At 52.0% G+C, this 19765-nt stretch carries 17 protein-coding genes; 7 read left to right on the top strand and 10 right to left on the bottom strand.

Translation table 11 applies throughout. The features are described from left to right. Nucleotides 1-76: 76 nt before the first annotated feature. Nucleotides 77-910: a DNA-binding protein gene (locus tag JQR86_RS21305; protein ID WP_407363971.1), complete on the top strand. Its 834-nt coding sequence runs from the start codon at nucleotides 77-79 to the stop codon at nucleotides 908-910. Here the strand turns inward: JQR86_RS21305 and JQR86_RS21300 are convergent. Beyond that, nucleotides 901-3486 carry a bifunctional diguanylate cyclase/phosphodiesterase gene (locus JQR86_RS21300; protein WP_434154973.1) on the bottom strand — a complete coding sequence of 862 codons (2586 nt, stop codon included), beginning with the start codon at nucleotides 3484-3486 and terminating at the stop codon, nucleotides 901-903. The two genes, JQR86_RS21305 and JQR86_RS21300, sit on opposite strands and share 10 nt — an antisense overlap. A 217-nt stretch (nucleotides 3487-3703) precedes the next feature. Between JQR86_RS21300 and JQR86_RS21295 the strand changes: the two genes are divergently transcribed. Both JQR86_RS21295 and JQR86_RS21290 read left to right on the top strand, forming a co-directional pair. Further along, entirely contained in the window at nucleotides 3704-5329 is a 1626-nt protein-coding gene (locus JQR86_RS21295; RefSeq protein ID WP_434155452.1) for a methyl-accepting chemotaxis protein, read from the top strand. Nucleotides 5330-5471: 142 nt separating this feature from the next. Then, the gene (locus JQR86_RS21290; RefSeq protein ID WP_434155450.1) at nucleotides 5472-7013 is read left to right on the top strand and encodes a sensor domain-containing diguanylate cyclase; all 1542 of its coding nucleotides are present in this window, start codon (nucleotides 5472-5474) and stop codon (nucleotides 7011-7013) included. 266 nt (nucleotides 7014-7279) lie between these two features. Here the strand turns inward: JQR86_RS21290 and JQR86_RS21285 are convergent, their stop codons facing one another. The 5 genes from JQR86_RS21285 to JQR86_RS21265 all read right to left on the bottom strand — a co-directional run bounded on the left by JQR86_RS21285 (nucleotide 7280) and on the right by JQR86_RS21265 (nucleotide 11234). Next, nucleotides 7280-7480 carry a hypothetical protein gene (locus JQR86_RS21285; RefSeq protein WP_434155448.1) on the bottom strand — a complete coding sequence of 67 codons (201 nt, stop codon included), beginning with the start codon at nucleotides 7478-7480 and terminating at the stop codon, nucleotides 7280-7282. 183 nt (nucleotides 7481-7663) lie between these two features. Beyond that, nucleotides 7664-8380 carry a glycosyltransferase gene (locus tag JQR86_RS21280; protein WP_434155447.1) on the bottom strand — a complete coding sequence of 239 codons (717 nt, stop codon included), beginning with the start codon at nucleotides 8378-8380 and terminating at the stop codon, nucleotides 7664-7666. Then, nucleotides 8323-9114, bottom strand: a complete 792-nt coding sequence (locus tag JQR86_RS21275; protein WP_434155446.1) for a hypothetical protein — start codon at nucleotides 9112-9114, stop codon at nucleotides 8323-8325. The genes JQR86_RS21280 and JQR86_RS21275 overlap by 58 nt, the downstream gene beginning before the upstream one ends. 362 nt (nucleotides 9115-9476) lie before the next feature. Beyond that, nucleotides 9477-10004, bottom strand: a complete 528-nt coding sequence (locus JQR86_RS21270; RefSeq protein ID WP_434155445.1) for a hypothetical protein — start codon at nucleotides 10002-10004, stop codon at nucleotides 9477-9479. 825 nt (nucleotides 10005-10829) lie between these two features. Then, nucleotides 10830-11234, bottom strand: coding sequence for a RidA family protein (locus JQR86_RS21265; RefSeq protein ID WP_286788503.1), 405 nt, complete (start codon nucleotides 11232-11234; stop codon nucleotides 10830-10832). Nucleotides 11235-11365: 131 nt separating this feature from the next. Here JQR86_RS21265 and JQR86_RS21260 point away from each other — a divergent pair, with 131 nt between their 5' ends. Next, the gene (locus JQR86_RS21260; protein ID WP_434155443.1) at nucleotides 11366-12310 is read left to right on the top strand and encodes a LysR substrate-binding domain-containing protein; all 945 of its coding nucleotides are present in this window, start codon (nucleotides 11366-11368) and stop codon (nucleotides 12308-12310) included. Nucleotides 12311-12920: 610 nt separating this feature from the next. Then, nucleotides 12921-13277 carry a DUF1090 domain-containing protein gene (locus tag JQR86_RS21255; RefSeq protein ID WP_434155442.1) on the top strand — a complete coding sequence of 119 codons (357 nt, stop codon included), beginning with the start codon at nucleotides 12921-12923 and terminating at the stop codon, nucleotides 13275-13277. A gap of 653 nt (nucleotides 13278-13930) precedes the next feature. Here the strand turns inward: JQR86_RS21255 and JQR86_RS21250 are convergent. Next, nucleotides 13931-14935, bottom strand: coding sequence for an NAD(P)-dependent oxidoreductase (locus tag JQR86_RS21250; protein WP_434155441.1), 1005 nt, complete (start codon nucleotides 14933-14935; stop codon nucleotides 13931-13933). A gap of 110 nt (nucleotides 14936-15045) precedes the next feature. Between JQR86_RS21250 and JQR86_RS21245 the strand changes: the two genes are divergently transcribed. Beyond that, nucleotides 15046-15660, top strand: a complete 615-nt coding sequence (locus JQR86_RS21245; RefSeq protein ID WP_233432159.1) for a TetR/AcrR family transcriptional regulator — start codon at nucleotides 15046-15048, stop codon at nucleotides 15658-15660. A gap of 243 nt (nucleotides 15661-15903) precedes the next feature. After that, entirely contained in the window at nucleotides 15904-17361 is a 1458-nt protein-coding gene (locus tag JQR86_RS21240) for a DnaJ domain-containing protein (protein ID WP_434155439.1), read from the top strand. A 217-nt stretch (nucleotides 17362-17578) separates the two neighbouring features. Here JQR86_RS21240 and JQR86_RS21235 read toward each other — a convergent pair whose 3' ends face one another. From JQR86_RS21235 to vapB, 3 genes are all read right to left on the bottom strand, one after another. Further along, entirely contained in the window at nucleotides 17579-18613 is a 1035-nt protein-coding gene (locus JQR86_RS21235; protein ID WP_404628621.1) for a GlxA family transcriptional regulator, read from the bottom strand. A gap of 158 nt (nucleotides 18614-18771) precedes the next feature. Continuing rightward, nucleotides 18772-19182, bottom strand: coding sequence for a type II toxin-antitoxin system tRNA(fMet)-specific endonuclease VapC (gene vapC / locus JQR86_RS21230; RefSeq protein ID WP_074825762.1), 411 nt, complete (start codon nucleotides 19180-19182; stop codon nucleotides 18772-18774). Beyond that, nucleotides 19182-19412, bottom strand: a complete 231-nt coding sequence (gene vapB / locus JQR86_RS21225) for a type II toxin-antitoxin system VapB family antitoxin (protein WP_122044179.1) — start codon at nucleotides 19410-19412, stop codon at nucleotides 19182-19184. The genes vapC and vapB overlap by 1 nt, the downstream gene beginning before the upstream one ends. Between the last annotated feature and the right edge of the window lie 353 nt (nucleotides 19413-19765).

Raw genomic sequence — 19765 nt, 5'->3', positions numbered from 1 at the left:
CCCCTACTTGGGATGAGCACAGAGTTGCGCTACGATTATCCTTACGATTTTTATTCTTTACGTAAAGCGAGTAGCCATGAGCCGTAACGGTATAGACAGGGAGAAGGTGGCCACTGCCATTCGGCAGCTAAAGGAAGCGGGCCGGTCTGCCTCTGTACCTGAAATCCGGGCGCTGACAGGAGGCTCGTTTACAACTATTCAACGCTATAAAAAAGAAATCGAAGCTGACGAGCAAAGCCTTTCAGGACCGAGCGGACGGATCAGGGCGGACATGCTGGCACTGATCGAACAACTCGAACGCAAGTTGCTGGAGAGGGCCCAGCTGGAAATAGACGAGGCTGAGCAGACGCTCGCGGTTCAGGCGAAGTCGATAAATGAAAAGCTCCAACTTGCCGATGAGCGTGCGAACGCCCAGCAAGAGCGTATCAAGGACTTGGAAGCCAGACTAGCGAAAGCCGAAGCGCTCGCAGGAGATTACGCAAACCGATACAACGCAGCCAATAACGAGCTGGCCAGGCAGGCGGTAGACTTGACTCATAGCCAGCGTGAGTCGGCTGCCCGTGCCCAGCGTATCGAAACGCTAAGCGCTGAACTCAAGACGGCACGGGATGCGTTGGAAGGTTATCAGGAAGTGATGCAACGCCAGCGGCTGCAGGATCAGATGCAGTCGGATTCCGCCGTCAGTGACTTACGCAACCAGCATCAAGCGGTTCTGGCCGAGAATGCCTCCTTGCGGGAGCAGAACATCCAGCTGATTCGGGATAATGAGCGACTCCAGGCCTTGCATACCACACAGGCCCGGCATCTGGATGACTTGGCCCGTCAACTCGATCTGGAGCGCGCCACCGGCAAGGACCTGATCAGGCAGATCGCCCGTCTGGAGGCGCGATTGGAATCGCATCAGCTTTGAGATTTGCCCTCCGGGGTAAGCTGCTCATTCAACTGCTCAACCAGGCGTTCCACCGGAACCGGTCTGCCCAACAGAAACCCCTGCGCCTGATCACAGCTCAGGATACCTAGTGCATTAAGCTGCTCGGCTGTTTCGACACCTTCTGCGGTCACGGACATCGAGAGCGCCTTGCCCAGTGCAACAATGGCCTTGATGATGGCCTGATTGCTGTCGTCACCCTCGCTTAAGCTCATGACGAAGCTGCGATCAATCTTGATGCCATCGAATGGATACTGGCTCAAGTAGCTAAGCGAGGAGTAGCCTGTTCCAAAGTCATCCATGGAAAGCTTCACACCCAGCGCCTTGAGTTCATGCATCAGGGCCAGTGCGCTTTCAGCATTATCCAACATCACGCTTTCGGTAATTTCCAACTCAAGCCGCGCAGGCTCAAGTTGCGTTTCTTCCAATACCTGCCGGATACGCTCTACTAGGTCATTACGCTGAAATTCGATACAGGAAAGATTGACCGAGACGAAGATAGGATCTTTCCATTCGAGCGCCTCGCGACATGCCTTGCGCAAAACCCAGTCGCTCAAAGGCACTACAAGCCCGCTCTGCTCGGCCACCGGTATGAATACAGCAGGACTCAGCAAACCGCGGGTAGGGTGGCTCCAGCGTACCAACGCCTCTGCGCCAATGATATTCCCGTTCTGGATACTAAAGCGCGGCTGGAAGACGAGTCGTAACTCATCGCGCTGCAGGGCGGCCCGCAGGTCTTCCTCGATCTGCTGGCGTTGAAGCAGCCGCTCGTTCATCGCGCTGTCGTACAGCCGCCACGTATTACGGCCTGCCCCCTTGGCCTCATAAAGTGCAATGTCCGCAAACCGAAGCAGCTCGCTCTTGATAACCCCATGGGCAGGCGCCTGCACAATACCAATGCTGGCGCTGACACGAACCTCAAGTTCGTCAATCATGATCGGAGCAGAAAGGCAGGCCAGCAGACATTCTGCCAATACAGGAGTGTTTGGCTGCATTTGCCCGGTAAGCACAAGGACAAACTCATCGCCACCCTGACGGGCAATGAATACGCTGCTATCCATACACCGTTTGAGCCGGTTGGCCACTTCGATCAGGACCTTGTCACCAAAGCCGTGCCCTTGAGTATCGTTAACGTGCTTGAAGTCATCCAGGTCCAGATAAAAGATGGTCAAAGGACTCTCTGGCGTAGGTCCGTTTCCCAATTGCTCCTTGAGATACCGGTACATGTACGTCCGATTGGGAAGCTGCGTCAGCGGATCATACTTGGACAGATGCTCGTAATGGGCCTGAGCTTCCATTTCGTCTGTAATGTCGCTGAGAGTCCCGCGATATCCGGATAAGACGCCCTCCGTCCAAACAGACCGAAGATAAAGATGCCCCACACGTTTATGTCCTTCGCGGTCCATGTAAAAGCATTCCAGGGCTTTTGGAGTACCTGCTGATTCCTGATCTTGTTGGGCGCTTGCCTGGAAGTCCGTTTCGCTGAAATCAATAAGCTCCTGTAGCGGCTTCCCCAGCCACTCGTGAACACTAAAGCCGGTGCTAACTGCGAACCGGTCAGAAAGATAGGTCAGCTCACGTCGGGCATTCGTCTCCCAGATCCAGTTTGAAGAAGCCTCGGCAACATCCCGAAAACGGGCCTCGCTATGCTCCAGGGCTTCATGGCTGCTATCGATCAATGCAGCCGCACGCAGTGATCGGCGCTTGAGTTTGATTAAAACCAGATACAGGGCAAATGCCGTAAGTACCAGCAGAGGCAGCATTACGCTTAGCAGTACACCGCCAGGACGCTCTGCCTGCCAGCTGAGCAGAAAAGGAACGCCATAGTTCTCGCTTATGATAAGGCTAGCGCTATCCTTTTCTGCCGGCCCGGCCTTCAGATTGACAATGCCAGAGGCCGCACCTATCGACGCCAGCTTCGGCTGATCCAGCCGTTCAACAAAGAGCAGGATGGGAAGCTGGTCTCGCCTGGGTAGATACGTCGTCTGGGCGGGCTGGACCAGAGCTGCCGAAACAATCGCCGGTGCACCCTCCACCTGAAAAAAGCCCTGAACATGCGTAAGCGGAGGCTCGCCTCGGAGTCGCTCCAGCATTGCCGGCAAGTCGCCTTCGATCCACTGGAGTGCATCCTTGGGGTCGACCGTATCCTTTAAAAAGGCATAACGAGTGTTTTGCGAGCCGTCGACAACCAGGACGGCGTCAAGCCCATATTGCGACAGCAGCGAGCCGGCCAGCTTATCTTCTTCACGCGCCCATTTCGTATCGACGGCAGGGTAGAGATGGGTAAAGTTCTCGTCCCAACGGGCATAGTCCATGAGTGTCGCCACCGTGGATTTCTTGCGGGCATCGATAGCATTGCGCAAGGCCTGCTCCCCACTGGTAATGGCCTTATTATCTAACGACCAGGCAATATAGCTCGTGACGGCGCCTGCCAGGGCGAACAGGCTCAACATCAGGACGGTAAACATCAGCACGGAGCGATGGGTGAGCTCTGTGTGGCTTTGTGAACGAAACGGCTCGTCCTTTTTCATGGCTGGCGGGGGCGGAGAAATAGGCATGGTCAGGGAGGCGATTCGATAATCTGCTATCAGGTTGTTTTATATCGGCTTCCGTTCTCGCCGCTGTAGCAAATAATCCGGTGCAGGCGATGTGAGGCACAACCGGGCGGATCAACAGACCATCCGGCAACTTTTGACTCAAGAATTCCGCACTGATGCCGCTTCAATACGTATCACTTTGCATGTCCTCTCTGGCCCCCTTATCAAGGTTATGTTTATGAGCCTTCGCTCCCTGAAAATTGCATACCGGAGCCTGTTTTGCTTTGGCGTTATCGCGGTCATCCTGACCGGGCTGGGGGTGTTCAGCCTGGCACAGATGTCTCATATCCAGGATCAATCTCGGAAAGTGGAACTGAACTCACTGCCCAGTATTGTTGAAAGTGACAATCTGGCCCTGCAAATGGCCCGTATTCGTATAGAGGCGTTGCGCCTGATTGCCTTGCCAGATGCTGAAATACTGCGGAAGACTCAGCAGAAAATTAAGGATCTAGGACAGTTGGTTGACGCTGGCTTCAAGCGCTATGAGCCTCTGGTCAGCACGCCGGAAGAGGGCAAGGCGCTACAGCATTTGCAGGCTATCTACCGTGACTACATGACCAATACGGATCAGCTTGTATCATTAATGGTCAGCGGCCGGATCGATGATGCCCGTAAGCAGGTCACGGGTGGCATGGCCAGCCTTGGCTTGAGCATGAACGAGCAGACCGAGAAATTGCGTACCCTGAACCAGCAGGCAGCCAAAGCCTTCGGCGAAGATGCACAAGCGGTGTATAGCAGCTCCGTATCCATTACCCTGACGGTTATCGGCTGCGCCTTGGGCCTTACGATTCTGCTGGCTTGGCGTCTGACCTTGAGTCTGTCCAAGCCTATTCTCGAAGCTGTGCAGGCCGCGGAGGCCATCGCGTCGGGTGACCTAACCCACCGGCTGGAAACAACCGGTACAGATGAGGCCGCTCAGCTGCTCAAGGCTATGGGAAAAATGCAGGGCAATCTGCGCGATACGCTTGAGCAGATCAACCGGTCGGCTGAGCAGCTGGCTGCTGCGACTGAAGAAATGAGCGCAGTCATGAGCGAAAGTACGCAGGGACTGCAACAGCAGAACAGCGAAATTGAGATGGCAGCTACTGCAGTCACCGAGATGAGCCAGGCCGTTGAAGAAGTAGCGGGTAACGCGACGTCGACGTCAGTCGCCTCCAAGGCAGCAGCCGAAACCGCGCGCCAAGGGCAGCGTCAGCTTAACGATACCCTCAGTGCTATTGGTGTCCTGACGGACAACGTTCTGAGCGCTTCTGAGCAGGCACGTCAGCTGGCCGAACAGACACGCAACATCAGCCAGGTGCTGGATGTCATCCGGTCCGTAGCGGAGCAGACCAACCTGCTGGCGCTGAACGCTGCAATCGAGGCGGCCAGAGCAGGGGACGCGGGTCGCGGGTTTGCTGTTGTAGCAGACGAGGTACGCTCACTGGCACACCGGACCAGTGATTCTACCCGCGAAATCGAGGCCATGATTGGTAGCATTCAGCAGGGGACTACTCATACCGTAGACGCCTTGCTGACCAGTGCGGATCAGGCCAGGCAAACCCAGGAGCAGGCTGAGGCGGCAAGTCATGCACTAGGCACAATCAACGATGCAGTCAACGGTATCGATGAGCGTAACCTGGTCATTGCCAGCGCTGCTGAAGAGCAGGCACAGGTGGCCCGAGAGGTGGATCGTAATCTGGTTCGTATTCGTGATCTGTCTATCCAGACGTCCGCGGGTGCAGAACAGACCCATACAGCCAGCCAGGAGCTTTCTCGCCTGGCTGGAGACCTAAGCGGGATGGTTCGCCGGTTCAAAGTCTGACCGACCGGCAGGATGATGCTGATTAACAGACATCGTTCTGCCCTACGTTTCGGCTAGGTAACGCAACGGAATGTAATAAATGCGCCCTTTATGGAAGGGCGTTTGTAAGCCCTCGTTGCAGTCCATGCCCTAAGGTAGGTTTATGTCTCATCCTGATTCAATGGTTTCGAAGAAACTCAAACGCCTACCTCTGGAAACGTTAACGATGGCCTTTCTGGGCCTGGTGTTTGTGTCCTTGGTAGGGTTTGATTTCTGGCAAAGCTGGCATGCGCGAGACGTTCAACTGCAGCAATCCGAGAGCACAACGCTCAACCTGACTCGCGCATTGGCCCAACATGCTGAGGACTCGTTCCAGGAAGTGGATGTAGCGCTCATGAGCCTTCAGCACTTGCTGGAGCAGGGTAATGAGATATCGTTTAAACCAGACGCGCTGCATACGCTGCTTGAGAAATATGCGGGCTCCCTAGAGCAGGTCGAGGGCCTGTTTGTTTTTGACGAGCAGGGCAATTGGAGGGCAACCTCTTTAGGTGAAACGCCATGGAAAGGTCAGAACTCAGACCGAGGCTACTTTAGATTTCACAATCAGAACACAACTGAAGACCCCTTCATTAGCCGTGCCATTCACTCCCGCTCTACAGGCAATTGGATTATCCCGATATCCCGGCGTGTTACCGACAAACAAGGGCGTTTTGCGGGTGTAGTGCTGGCTACGGTCAGGATGGAGTATTTTCTCGATTTCTACAGGCACATAGAATTAGGGCCTTCAGGTGCCATTGTGCTGGCGATGCCGGACGGCACGATTCTGAGTCGACGCCCCTTCAAAGACGAATATCTGGTGGGCAAACACCTTGCCCAGAGCTACGTCATTACCACAGCATTGGCTCAGGCGCCTTCTGGCATCGTGACTATCAAAGCGGTAATTGATGGGGTGGAGCGCCTGTATGGCTACCAGCTGATAGATAAATATTCCTTGTTGGTAATGGTGGCAATGAGCAAGAAAGAGCTCTTGTCGGACTGGACCGGTGATACGCAACGCTCAGCTATCATTGTCGCCAGCCTCATTATCGTGATGTCGCTGTTCGGCTTGGTGTTGATGCGCCAGATCGGGCATGCCAATACAGTCAAGGCTGAACTGATCGAGGCGCACCGTGCGCTGGAAAGGCAGGCCTTGTCTGACGGACTGACTGAATTGGCCAATCGTCGCTATTTCGATATGGCATTGCATCAGGAACTCAAGCGGGCAGAACGCTCGGGGCAACCGCTAAGCCTGATCATGCTGGATATCGACTTTTTCAAGGGCTACAACGACCATTACGGACACCCTGCAGGCGACTATTGCCTGAAACAGGTCGCACAGGCGCTAAAGCATAGTCTCCCACGATCGGGTGATTTTGCGGCAAGGTATGGTGGTGAGGAAATGGCGGCCATCTTGCCAGCCTGCGACAGGCAAGGCGCCTGGATAGTTGCCAAGCGTATCCAGGACCAGATACGTAAGCTAAAGCTTGAGCATCATACCAGTCCATTCGGCGTGGTCACTGTCAGCGGTGGTATTCATACATATATGCCCGGCGAGGACGGCGTCCTGACTGGACAAACATTGATTGAGTGTGCAGACAGTGCTTTATATGAAGCCAAACGTAATGGGCGAAACCGGATGGTGGCGACTGAGAGTAGTCATACGTGATTAGCAGAGGAGACGTGAGAGGGGTTCCCGGACATGGGCTCTATACGCAGGTCCGGTACTACTGGTAATTCTAGTGCTCCATTTAACATAAGATATATTATGCGAATGTAAGGATAAGTCTCATAGGAGCATGTGATCGACACATTTCCCCAGTATTTTATTTCCGATTAAAGCACTAATCGGAAATTCATGACCTGCAGTACAAACTATTCAGGTCTTACTCTTACGATCAATTTCCGCTTCATAAAGATGGATGGCTGACGTTTTTAGGATGAGCCTGATGGTGCCTCGCTAATAACTCGACAGCCTTTACGCAGGCGAATCTCTTCGTCAGAGGGTCTAATCGAGACAAACCTGAATTCAAGATTGTCATAGATTTCAAGATATCCCCACTCAAGACTCAATTCATCTTGTCCTTGTTCAGGTGGTTTTGCCCACCAAGGTTCACGACTGATCAACTTCGCCATGGTCTCTACCTGATATCTCTGTACAGTAAACATCAGCGAAACGGTTTTTTGATAATGTCTGCGTTACAGATTAGCTGATTGAGCCTCGTACAACTGCAGACATAAGGTTGGTAACGTTCCCTGTTAGTGCTCTGACCACCTTATCTCTTTCGATAAGCTTTTAGGTTTAAAGATCTCGATCAGTCATGGGCTTGAAAGTGATAACTCAGACGGGAAAAAAGAATCAACCGCCTGTTTAAGTGCCAAGGCCGGATCGAGTTCGCTATACTGTTGACTCAATGTCATCGCGGCCCTTTTGAATCGCGCCTCCCTCAAAACCGTTGCGACGGCCTCTGATAAATCCTGCGTGGCGGGACGATCTGTTTTGAGGTTGATACCTGCACCTGCCCACGCTACCCGCGCTGCAACTTCTGCTTTGTCTTCCGAGGTGCCTGCAATCACAAGCGGAACGCCATGTCGCAATGCCTGTTGTACGCCACCGTACCCGCCGTTGGTAACCATGACATCGACGTACGGAAGCATCTGCTCATAAGGCAAATAGTCAGCCATGTAGGCATTTTGGGTAACAAATGGCTTGGTGTGCTCCCCTGGTTTACCGGCTGTAGCAATTACCAGCGCGTTACTAGCTGCAAGAGCATCAAGCGTTGGATATACCAGGTTCTCCAGGTTACGAGCTACGGTGCCTTGAGTGACAAAAATAACAGGCCGACCCTCTGCTTTCGCTGCATCGACTTCACCCCACCAAGCTGGCAAAGAATAGGCTTGTACTTGGCTTGGCGCAGTACCTATCAATTTTACAGAGGGAGGAAGACAGGCTCCGGCATATTCCAGTCCTGGAACAGTCATCTGCAGAAATATGTCCGGAAGTAGCGTGGTGGCATCCATAAAGGAATAAGGCATAGGCCTTGTACCGTACCTATCAATTTTACAGAGGGAGGAAGACAGGCTCCGGCATATTCCAGTCCTGGAACAGTCATCTGCAGAAATATGTCCGGAAGTAGCGTGGTGGCATCCATAAAGGAATAAGGCATAGGCCTTGTACCGAATGTGCCCAGGGCGGCATCAAGGGCTGCTTTTGAGCCCCGCATCTCCCAGCCAAAATCACGACTTAACTGTACATAACGTTGTCTTTCGTGTTCGGTAGCAGCAGGAGGAAGTCCTTTACCAAAGGGTGCCAGATGGTCTGCACTGAGCATTAGGGGCGTTATCCCGAGTGAGATCAAGCCGGCAGGTCGTGTGCCAGAGAATCGCAGCTGGAATGGCCATCCTCCTGCAAACATATGATTGGTTATGAGCACAGCGGGCTCATCACTTTCGTCTAGTACAGCTTGAACTGTCTTGGTCTGGTCGACCAATGGCTGGATAAATAGGACGCGGAAATCGAAGTCAAGCAGCTGAGGACCAGGCCGCAGCTTTTTACGGTCAGGAAAGGTTTGGTTGACATCCCGCGCATCATAATCCGCTGTACCTTGTAATGTAACATGCCGGATACCTTCCTGCTCAACACGTTCTTTTGACGCAGATCCCGTGATGAAAGTGATGTCATAACCCTGCTCTTTCAGGCACGGCAGTAATGACAAAACGGGAAGTACATGACCTACCTGGGGCGTGGTTGCAACGATAATGCGAGGCATCAAATAACCTTAATCAACGGTGTATGAGTCAAGGTTTACCGATCATCCATGACATTCTTACTAAGAATAGATAAAGATATTCTGTATCTGGAAAGGATAGGTATGACGGAATGCTCACCAACACATGGCGCCACGGAAATTCATGTTATGGGCTACGGTTAAATCTGCATTCAACGCTGTTACTGAATTCCTTGGTAATGATGCTCAGAAAACGCAACGCGTACAGTGATTACTCGACAAGACCACCCTCTTCTTCAATTAGCCTTAAACCCAGCCGTTGAGTCATAGAGCCGACTAGATGGCCGCGCTGCCTGACATCAGTTAATCTAAATAGCTGGCCTTGTTGCCATTACCTGTATGACTTAGCACGACGATGCTACTGCGTTCGTAACTTTTCGATTGTCGAACAACAGCCTCATTCCCAATTCCCGTCTGAGTCGACGTTGCGCTGTGCGAATATTCATAGGGGAGACTTTTTCGATCCGAGCGATAGTCAGGTCTCTGCACTGATCAATGTCAATCGAGCCGCCACCGCCCTGGCTGATATCTACGATATTGTTATTTCCAAAGGTAGTACTTTCTGCCGAGCTATATGTACCGGACTGGTTTACCCGAGGTGTATTCGCATCTCCAGTTTGATTGTAGCCAAACAAATCGCTTTCACCATATTGGGTTATCTCAGTCTGGTTATTATTACCTTGAGTATTGCCACGCCACCATCCTACTGCGCCACTCTGATTAGCCGACAACAAGTTTTTGTTGCCATTTTGTGTTACATCAACGCGACCACTCAGCCAACTGCCTTGCTGAATAGCAAGCTGAATCCCGTCATCCTGTTGAAAGTATTTAAGACTCACTTGATACTCACCACGCTGGTCGATTCTGATCACATTACCGTTACCAGCGGTAGTACCTATCAACTCCCCCGCCGCTATAGGCTATTTGCGATATAAATAGCTCATTGGTTGAGCCTTCCTGTTTTGAGGTCTAAATGAGGCGTAGTTGTAATTACCCGTTTGGTCAACGCTTGCCGTGCCTGACAAGCTGAGCAGGACATACTTCCATCGCCCTTTTGGTTGATCGCTCCATATGCTTCGTTACCTCCCTGTACCTCAATGGAGTTATGGTTTCTTGCTGCCTACCCAAAAATTATTTGAATAACGCGATTTTCCAAAGGCAATTTTGGTCTGGTAGCCGCTTGACTAATAACGCGTTGCTTCAAGCTGTCTATCAGCGCAGTGTTACCGTCCTGTATTAAATCAGCCGTGTTGCTGTCTGCAAGACAAGAGATGCTGAATGAGAGCAGAGCAACCATGAAACAAGGTTTGATAGTAGACATAAAGAGCCCCTGACTTTGCTATAACGCAGTAGAGAGCGTGTGAGCAAACAGGTCAGGGCCAAAAGACATCAGGCGGGGCACTCTCTCTGCATAATAGGGTGTGAGCCTGTAACGACAAAATAGTAAAGCGTGTTTTGCTTACAATAACCATAAAGCGAGCCTTATGGTTGGTCGATTCTCAAGCAACGTAAATCAGGGCTATCACTCAACTGATCTTAAATTAAGCCTAACGCTATATTGCAGGCCGTTAAAGCACAGCCTTCCCCATTTGTTTAATGATAAAACAGCTTTTTGACAAGCTCGGCAATATGTAGGCTGAGCTGCAGTAGAAAGTCAGCTAAATTGCCGAGCTTGCAGTAATTTTTCGCTACACAGTTCAGCTAGCAATAGCCTCTGGAAGTTTGGCGATGACCTTTATCTCAAATTGAAAGCCGTAGAGCCATGTAACGCCAATGCCGGTTAACGTCGGATAAGGTGCTTCTCCCCAGTATTCGGGCAGTACTTTCCAGATCGTATCGAAGTGTGTTTCGGGATCAACGATGAAAACCGTTACGTCAATGACATCTTTGAACGAGCAGCCTGCTGCAGCCAGAATCGCGTTCAGATTTTCAAAAGCAAGCCGCACCTGGGCGTCTAGGTCCGGCTCGGGTGAGCCATCCTCACGACTACCAACCTGTCCTGAAACAAACAAAAAACCATTGGAGCGAATCGCGGGTGAATATCGATTACGCTCATATAATGCCTGGCGGCCAGTTGGAAAAACGACGTTGCGTGTGCTCATGGTTGCTCTCCTGATGGGTCAATGCCCGGTGTAGAGAGACTTTAAGGAACGCTGGCCTGCTGAATAAACTAGCAGGCGCAGTCATCACTATTTGTAAAATCCAAATAATCTACAAGACAGTAGGAACAACGATGGATCGTTTTGATGCAATGCAGGCGTTTGCTCGTGTTGTGGAGGCAGGGAGCTTTACCAAGGCAGCCGAAACACTTCATATGAGCAAGACCAGCGTTACCCAACTGGTGCAGCAACTGGAAGCCCGGTTACGCGTTAAGCTGCTCAACCGGACCACACGCCGTGTCAATGTGACGGCCGATGGGGCCGCTTATTATGAGCGTGTGGTAAAACTGCTGGCAGATATGGATGATGCCGAAACGAGCTTATCCAGCGCCTCCTTGGCTCCCAGGGGCAGGCTACGGGTGGATGTTCCCAGCCCTTTTGCCCGTCTGGTTTTGATTCCTTCACTTCCAGCGTTTTACGAAAAGTACCCCGATATCCAACTTGATATGGGTGTCAGCGATCGTATGGTTGACCTTATTAGCGACAATGTGGATTGCGTTGTGCGTGGTGGCGAGATTACTGATCAGTCGTTGGTCGCTCGTCATATAGGCGATTTACGACTTAGGGTATACGCAGCGCCGAGCTATCTGAGACGCGCAGGGATGCCGCTACACCCTAGGGAATTGGAGGGCACTAACCATCGTATCGTAGGCTTTCACTGGGCACGCACCGGCAAGGTCTTTCCCTATGCCATGCACTCCGGTAACGAGAGCGTCAATGTCATGGGTCGTTATGCGCTTGCCGTTGATGATGGTAACGCCTACCTGGCAGCTGGGCTGGCAGGGCTAGGCCTTCTCTGGCTACCCGATTATATGGCTAGAGACTATCTGACTCGAGGCGAGCTGGTTCCGGTGTTTGAGAACTGGCGCCTCGATCCGATGCCAATGTACGTGGCGTTCCCCCCAAATCGGCATGTTAGCGCCAAGCTACGTGTGTTTATCGAATGGATCGTCGAACTGATGACACCCAACGAAGCAGCATCGGACAAGGGAACAGGCGCTACGAACCCTGCCAGTTGACATAGGATCCACCCACCTGAACCGTGTTTACCAGCAGTACCTTCTCTTTTCCCTCAAGGTCCAGCGGTTTCCCTACTCACGGCTCTGCTGCCGACCGGCATACACCTACATGACACAAAGCCCCGCACGGAAAACTAATCCAGGCCGGGTAATTTAGCATCTTGATTATTGTGGGCAGGCGCTGCGTGTTGAGTCGCTCGCTTAAGGTTCTCACACTAGCCTGCTTGATGTCGGCGAGGCACCGCCTAGCCATGACATATGGATGGGCTATCATCAGGACATGAGGAAAACGGACAGGCTATGCGCACTTGCGGATATTGCCGTAGAAACGATCACCTCTGACTGACCAGGCTGCGCCTCTTATCCGCTAGTAGCAGACTGCAAAGGCATCGACCGCCTAGACGGTTATACCGAGTCTTCTATCATCAAAAACGATACTCCATCCTTTGCTGGCAAGTTCAAAAGCCATTTAGCTGTACCGCTACGGCACGCTTTTACCCAACTCTTTGGATGTCATGATGACCACAAACTATGTAAAACAGTAATGTGCCCGTGATGCCATTTTCCTTTGCTAACCTTACTGCGAAGATTCACCGGAAGGAGGACACGGATGAGATATGCAATGGTTCTTTTATCTTTACTACTGACTTCTGGTCTGGCGCAGGCACAAGACTGCTCTCAAAAAGAAGTTGAGATCCAACGTCAACTTGAGAATGCCAGAGAACACCGTAACTCCGGTCGTATTCGTGGATTGGAAGCCGCACTCAAATCAGTACAGGAGAACTGTACCAACTCAGATCTGCGCGCCAAGCGGCAGCATGCCATCAATGATGCTCGTAACGAGGTTGCCGAGCGTAAAGCGGACCTTCAAGAAGCGATAGATAGCGGTTCGGCCGAAAAAATCAAGATACACCAACATAAACTGGCGGAGGCCCAAAAAGAACTACGTGATGCATTAAGAGAGTGATGCTTTAAATGCTAAATGGCGGCGGGTGCCAACACTATAAAATGAACATCAGGGCTAATTTGCACAGCGATCATGTCTTGCGCTACGGCCTCGTCTAACCTGACACCAGGGTCAAATCGATCCGCGGCAATATCAACGAACCCATTATCGGAACCTTGATGATGGGATACTGGGGCAAAAGACTGGCAGCCCGTTGAAACATGTTTTCAAAGCTTCAGCGTTCACGTTCAGCATCTCAAATCTGTTCCGTTGAGTCTAAAAGTTTGCCGCAGCAGGGCTAAAATTCAAAGCTGAAAGCGGCCTATTAGCCTATTGCTGTTAACCATGTTAAGCGAGAGCTTCCAGCAAGCCTCGGCAAGTCTACTGATGCTGTAATGGTGCATGGGCAATCACCGAGCTGACACGAATGAGCTTTTTCTATCGAGGGTACCTCCAAGTTAAAATTGCCAGTGTATGACCGAGTTAAATGCCTAAACAGAAAATGGCGACTCGGCCACAAACGATGAAATCATCTGCTTGCCCCGACGCTAGTGCTCATGAAGCCACTCTTTATAAAACATCACGAATCGTTTCACTCAAGGCATCTACGTATTAGAAACAAGCCCGTATCGAAGCCGTCGGGACAACCTTTGGGCGTTGACCTGGTATCCTCATTACATCTGAAGTTTACGTAGCTCACCCCCCTCCTCCCTTAAGCGATTCAAGTACGCGGCGGTACTCAGTAACTGGTAAGGGAAGTAAAGACCCGGTGAGGTGGGCGGTTGACCGTCCAGCCCGAGCAGCCTTTCAAGGACCATTGCTACGCTAAGGCCTGTTAGCGGTGCCGCGCCTTTTGGATGGATGACGGCATGACGTGTGTGCAGTGGTTCGCCATTTAGGTCCTCGCCTTCAAGCTCAATGATGATCTCGGTCGACATAGGTTTACCCTGACGTCGGGTTGAGCTAACCCCGATGCCCATATTGAACTGGATATTGGCTGCGCCTGTTGCGGCCCCTAGGCCAGCGACGTCAATGGATGAAAACCCGGACGCTTCGATTTCAGTACCATCAACTGCACGAAAGCTGACCTTGGCATCCTCTCCTTCCCGCCAAACATATACACCGTCACGCCGGGTCAGCGCGGCTGGCAGCATCCTGTTCAGGCGCTCAAAGTCGCTAGCAACAGTCGGGCCTCCGGTATCCTGTTCATCGACCAGCGCATTGATGCGTATGTCGTGCACCCGGCTAAACGCCCTAGCAATGCTCAGTGTGGATACTGTTGTAGCGCCCACCATCCATTCGTAACCGAGGACAATGGGTGCAGCATTAGGCATGTGCATGTAGGTTGCGATTTCCGGTGCGATCTCGAAAATGCCAGATGAAATACTGAGATGAGGCACACCGTGCTTTTGGGCGTAGCGCAGTCCGGCAATAGCATGGTCCATGTAGAAGACTACGACGCCGCTGACGGTGCGATCCCCAAGGCCCAGGTCGTCGGCGCCAGCGTCAATGACCACGCCTTGCGCTCCGCCAATCTGTTCTGCGGCCTGTTGGGCCTTGGCAGCATCGCGGCCGCCAATCAGCAGTGGTACATCAGGATAGGCTGCGCGCAGCGCCCGGGCAGTTTGATGACCAATTGCGCCAGAACCGCCCATTAACAGGATAGGATTAAGTGACATTACATGATCTCCTAATTCCAGGCTTCAACCTACTACTGGTAGGTAAACTATCACGACTATCACTTATATGAACCTACCATTGGTAGGTTTTTTAATTCGGGAATGATCAAGTGCAAAAAGAAACCGTGCCCTCCGCTATACGTTCCTCTACACGCCGGCTTCCAAAAGCCGAGCGGCGTAGACAACTGCTGGATACCGCATTGCTGATCGTGCGGGAGGAAGGAGCAGACCGGTTGACCTTGGGGTATCTCTCCGTCCGCGCAGGCGTCTCCAAACCGGTGGTCTATGATCATTTCGATACCCGCTCGAGCCTGTTGATCGAGCTCTACAGATGCATTGATATCGAGCGGGTTAACGCTTTCCGTGACGCAATGTCCTTAACTCCGCGGAGCCTTGAAGAAACTGCCCAACTCCTGGCAAGCGCCTACATTCAGTGCGCAGGAGACACAACCGACGAATTCTATGCAATAGGCGCAGCTCTGGCAGGCAGCGAAGAGAAAGCAGCAGTCTTTCAGGAGCTGTTGGATAACTGCGTGCAAATGTTCATAGCCGTGCTCAAACCTCACGCAGCTTTTTCGTCTGGCGAATTGGAGCGATGCTGTACGGGCCTTGTTGGCGCGGGAGAAGCACTCTCAGGCGCATTAGTACGAGGGCGCTATAGCAAGGATGAGGTGATTGACGCGTTCGCCTCCTTGATCCGGAACGCTTTGCCGGGCACTAATTGAGGCTGAAACATGAATGCGGCAGAACCGTGTTCTTATGCTTTCACAAAATATAGGCCAACCGGTTGGATTTTCCAGCCAACCCTTTAACTCCTGCTCCAACATTTATGGATAGTAATAGAGAATATGTCCACGGCTGGGCGATATTCGCAGGGGTAAAGTCACCTCAAAAACTATCGTCGCGTATATTGGAACAAAGCCTGCTCCTGAGCCACTCAGTCGGGTATCCGCTCTAGGAGGCGCCCGATGATCCATATATCCAATGCATCGTTAACATCACTGCAGGTCGAGCTGGGCAAAGCTGACAAGCCTTCGGTGCATCTGGATCTTCATGTCGCAGAAAACATCGCTATGGGCGCCAAGATGCATTTCCCTGGCTCATGGTTGGATCAGCAGCGAGCATCGCTTGGACCACTCCAACAAAAAATGTTTGATGTTGCCCTGAAAGTGTTAAGTGGGGACGAAAAGCCCAGAGCTGTTCAAGCCAATGGTATGGGCCGAGAAATCTTCTTGGATCGCCCTGCCTATGGGGCTACCACCATTAGTATTGGGTTCGAAAAGCCGATGTCTGAGGTATTAGGCTTTCTCGGTATGAGTGATGGTAAGGACAAAGCATTACTCTCTTTAGGTACAAAGCTGGCAAATACACTGTCACCCAGCACCAAACAAGCTGGTAACGACAGCCTGATGGCAAAGGCGCGCAGTGCCTTACCAGGTAATATTGGTTTAGGTAGCGTAATCCGAAATATCACGGGAGGGTTCGTCTCCGCAATCAATAACCCAGCAGCTCAATTATCTGGTAATGGGGAAGCTCCGCCGCCGCTTCCTCCGCGTCCTGGCCGCCAGAACGGTAATCCTAATAGTACCTATGGATCGCCCCCTCTTCCTCAAAGGCCACGGGCAAACAGTTTTCCACGTACAGCCCGTGAGGCACAGGCTGGCTTTAGTACAGAATTCAAGCCATCTACCGGACGAACACCGAAAGAGACTCCACCGCCGCTTCCACCTCGTCCAGGTCAGGGTCCCAAGATCAACCCGGAACAAGCATCTGGGGAAGCGCCTTTCTTCGGGCATGCATCGGCCAGCAGCTTTTCGCATGCAGATTATGAAAACTACGAAATGGACCCCAATGAGGCGCAAGCGGCTGAGAACAAGGCAAGCCAGGAGCCACCCAAGCCCCATCTGAAGTCACATTTGAGCCAGGTGGCGTTACATGCGAAGCTCAACGGTCAGCGCCCACCGGATGAAGGCGCAAATGCCAAGTCACCCAGGCCTGAAAAGAACTCAACTCGCGCTGAGCCCAATGGCCCTGAATTCAATGGCGAGCGGCCATCTGCTGGTAAATCGCGTGCGAGTAGTGCTCCGCCGCCTCGTCAAACGAGAGAACCCGGGATCGACAATGATAAACCATCCACGCACTCGCAAGAGGATGAAACAACTACCAACGGCGCAGCCAACGTGGCCGAGGACATCAAAGCCAAGCCCGCGGTCAAATCGCTTTATGCACGCTTAGGATTGTTTACCGCGTCGCCAACAGAAAGAGAAATTCGCAAAGCTTATCGAAGGCTTGCTTTAGAAAAGCATCCTGACCATAACAAAAGTCCCGAGGCAACGGCTGAGTTTCGAGAGCTCCAAGAAGCCTATGAAATTTTGCAAGACCCTGAAAAGCGGCGCGCATATGATCTGGACCCTGATCAATCATAGAAGCCTTCCCACGCAAGCTTTGGATCCTGGGACAGGATCATACCGGGCCATAAGTCACTCTATATGGCTGAGCGGATTTGAAGAGCGTTTATTCGGTCGGATCGTTCTCGACTTATGTCGCTGGGATAGGTTTTGGTTCTCATTCATAGGCTATGCATGTTCTTCGAAAGATCGTGAACAGGCTCTTAGAGTTTCTATCCCATTGAGCTGCTAAAAATTACATGACTCGCTGCTTACCCTTAACGCAGCCATAACGCGTTTCCCTGGATGGTCCATATCCATAGAACGACTTGTAGCATTTACTGAAGTGGCTCGGAGAGACAAATCCGCAGGCTATGGCGACATCAAGCAGGGAAAGGTCAGAATGCTGAATCAGCCTGCGGCTTTCCGTAATCCGCAGCTCTAGGTAATAGCGAACCGGAGAGGTTCCCAGTTGCAGCTGGAAGAGTCGCTCGATCTGCCGTTTTGAGCGGCCTACACACTGGGATATTTGCTCCTGGCTCAGTGGCTCCTCAATGTTTGCGCTCATGAGATTGATAGCCTCGCGCAGAGGCTCGCTCATCTTCTCATGCATGGTGGGACGTACCCGACGGTAACGCGACTCCTCAAAGGCCAGTATATCTACGATGGCATCCGACAGCTGATGTCCATGACGCCTACCAATCCAGCCAAGCACCATATTAAGCGCACCTGCAGGACTTGCCGCGGTTAGCCGATCACGATCAACAATAAAGCCCTCGCTGGTCACCTGGCTGTCTTTCGCCAGTTCAGCAACGGTCACTCGGTGCTCGGGATGGACAGCACACTTGTATCCATCAAGTAGACCTGCCTGAGCGAGGAACCATGCACCATTCCACAGGCCTGCTACAGCGTCCCCCTTCTCTGCAGCAACCTTGAGCGCGCGGCTGAGCGCGGGGATCGGGTACAGGACGGTACGCAGCCCTCCACACACGACGAGCAGATCCAGACTATTGCATTGCCCTGAAGAAAGCGCCGCGTCAGGACAGATCGCAAGCCCAAGGTCACTCATGACCGGCTCGCCATCAAAACTAAGGGTTACGGTGGAAAAGGTATCTGCCAGGATCAGGTTTCCCGTCACAAGTGTATCGAGCGCCTGGGTAAAGGCAGGAAGGGAAAAGTGCTCAAGGAGTACAAAGCCGACGCGAGAGGTTGAGGAGGATTGGCTTGTACTACCCATATAACGAAGGTTTCGTCCCTGCATGGCTTCGCTGAACGCTCTTTTTTTCACCATGGTTGCCTCGTTTTACGTTGTTGTTATGACATCCAGGCAAGTAAAAGGCCTGAGCATGACGATGTCTGGACAAACTACAGATTTGTTTCGGCAGTATGAACGATCCTGAAATTTAAGCGCTCCAAGCACACAACTAAAGTACTCACTTTGACCCTCGTTTATTCGGGTGAGGCAACCCAATCCTCAATTCTCAAGCCAGGTACGCGGTCGAACTCTCGACGGTTATTGGTAACGACAATCAGCCCCTGGGAGCGTGCATGCCCGGCAATCATTTGGTCATAGGGACCAATCTGCTTACCCAGGCGGGCAAGCTCAGCACGAAGTTGTCCAGTGTGGGCAGCAGCCTCCTGATCATACTTGAGCACCTCCAGGCGAGCCGCAAAGCCTTCTACGTCCGCCAGATTGCGCTCAGGGTTAGAAGACTTCTCCGCTCCATAGATCAGCTCCATCAGCGTTACAGTGCTGATGCACATTTGACCGTGGTGCCGTTTGAAGGCTTCTCGAACCTCCTGGGGCCTGTTCTTGATAGTAAATATGCAAATATTGGTGTCGAGCATGAACTTGAGCATCAGAACGTTTCGCGCTCCTGATCTGCCGGCTGCTCACGCTCCGCCATGAAGTCTGCAGTAACCCCCTCACAATCGAACCAGCTATCCCAGGACTCCCCTGCGGGAGTGATAAGTCGAGCCCGACCAAGGGCAACAATATCGACGCGCTTTACGTCATCTGGTAGGGCAACAGCCTTAGGTAGCCTTACGGCCTGACTGCGATTGCTCTGAAAAACTGCGCCTTGTTCCACAGCACACCTCGCGGGATATATTTAATGTATATCCCATAATAGAACCATAACGGGATATGTCAATGGGATATACGTAAGAACTTGTACAACATAACTTTTCAGACAAACCCTACCAAGTGAGTGGATCACAAGGTGTGGCTCATTCTCGATGGTAGGCTGGTTAGCCGTTCTTTCGACCAGAGCACTATTTCACTCTGACTCAACGAGTAAGAATGAAATTCATAGGAAAAGGCAGTGACGTGGAGATGCTTTGCGTAAGACAGTCTTTTCAAGCGTGGATATTTTTGAATATGAACATTAGACAACAAATATTCATATGAATCTTGGTTCATTATCCTATTAGTTAGGCAAAG

Source organism: Pseudomonas sp. JZ134, assembly GCF_051027695.1.
GTDB classification, from domain to species: Bacteria; Pseudomonadota; Gammaproteobacteria; order Pseudomonadales; family Pseudomonadaceae; genus Chryseomonas; species Chryseomonas luteola.
This window is presented reverse-complemented; position numbering and strand designations above follow the sequence as displayed.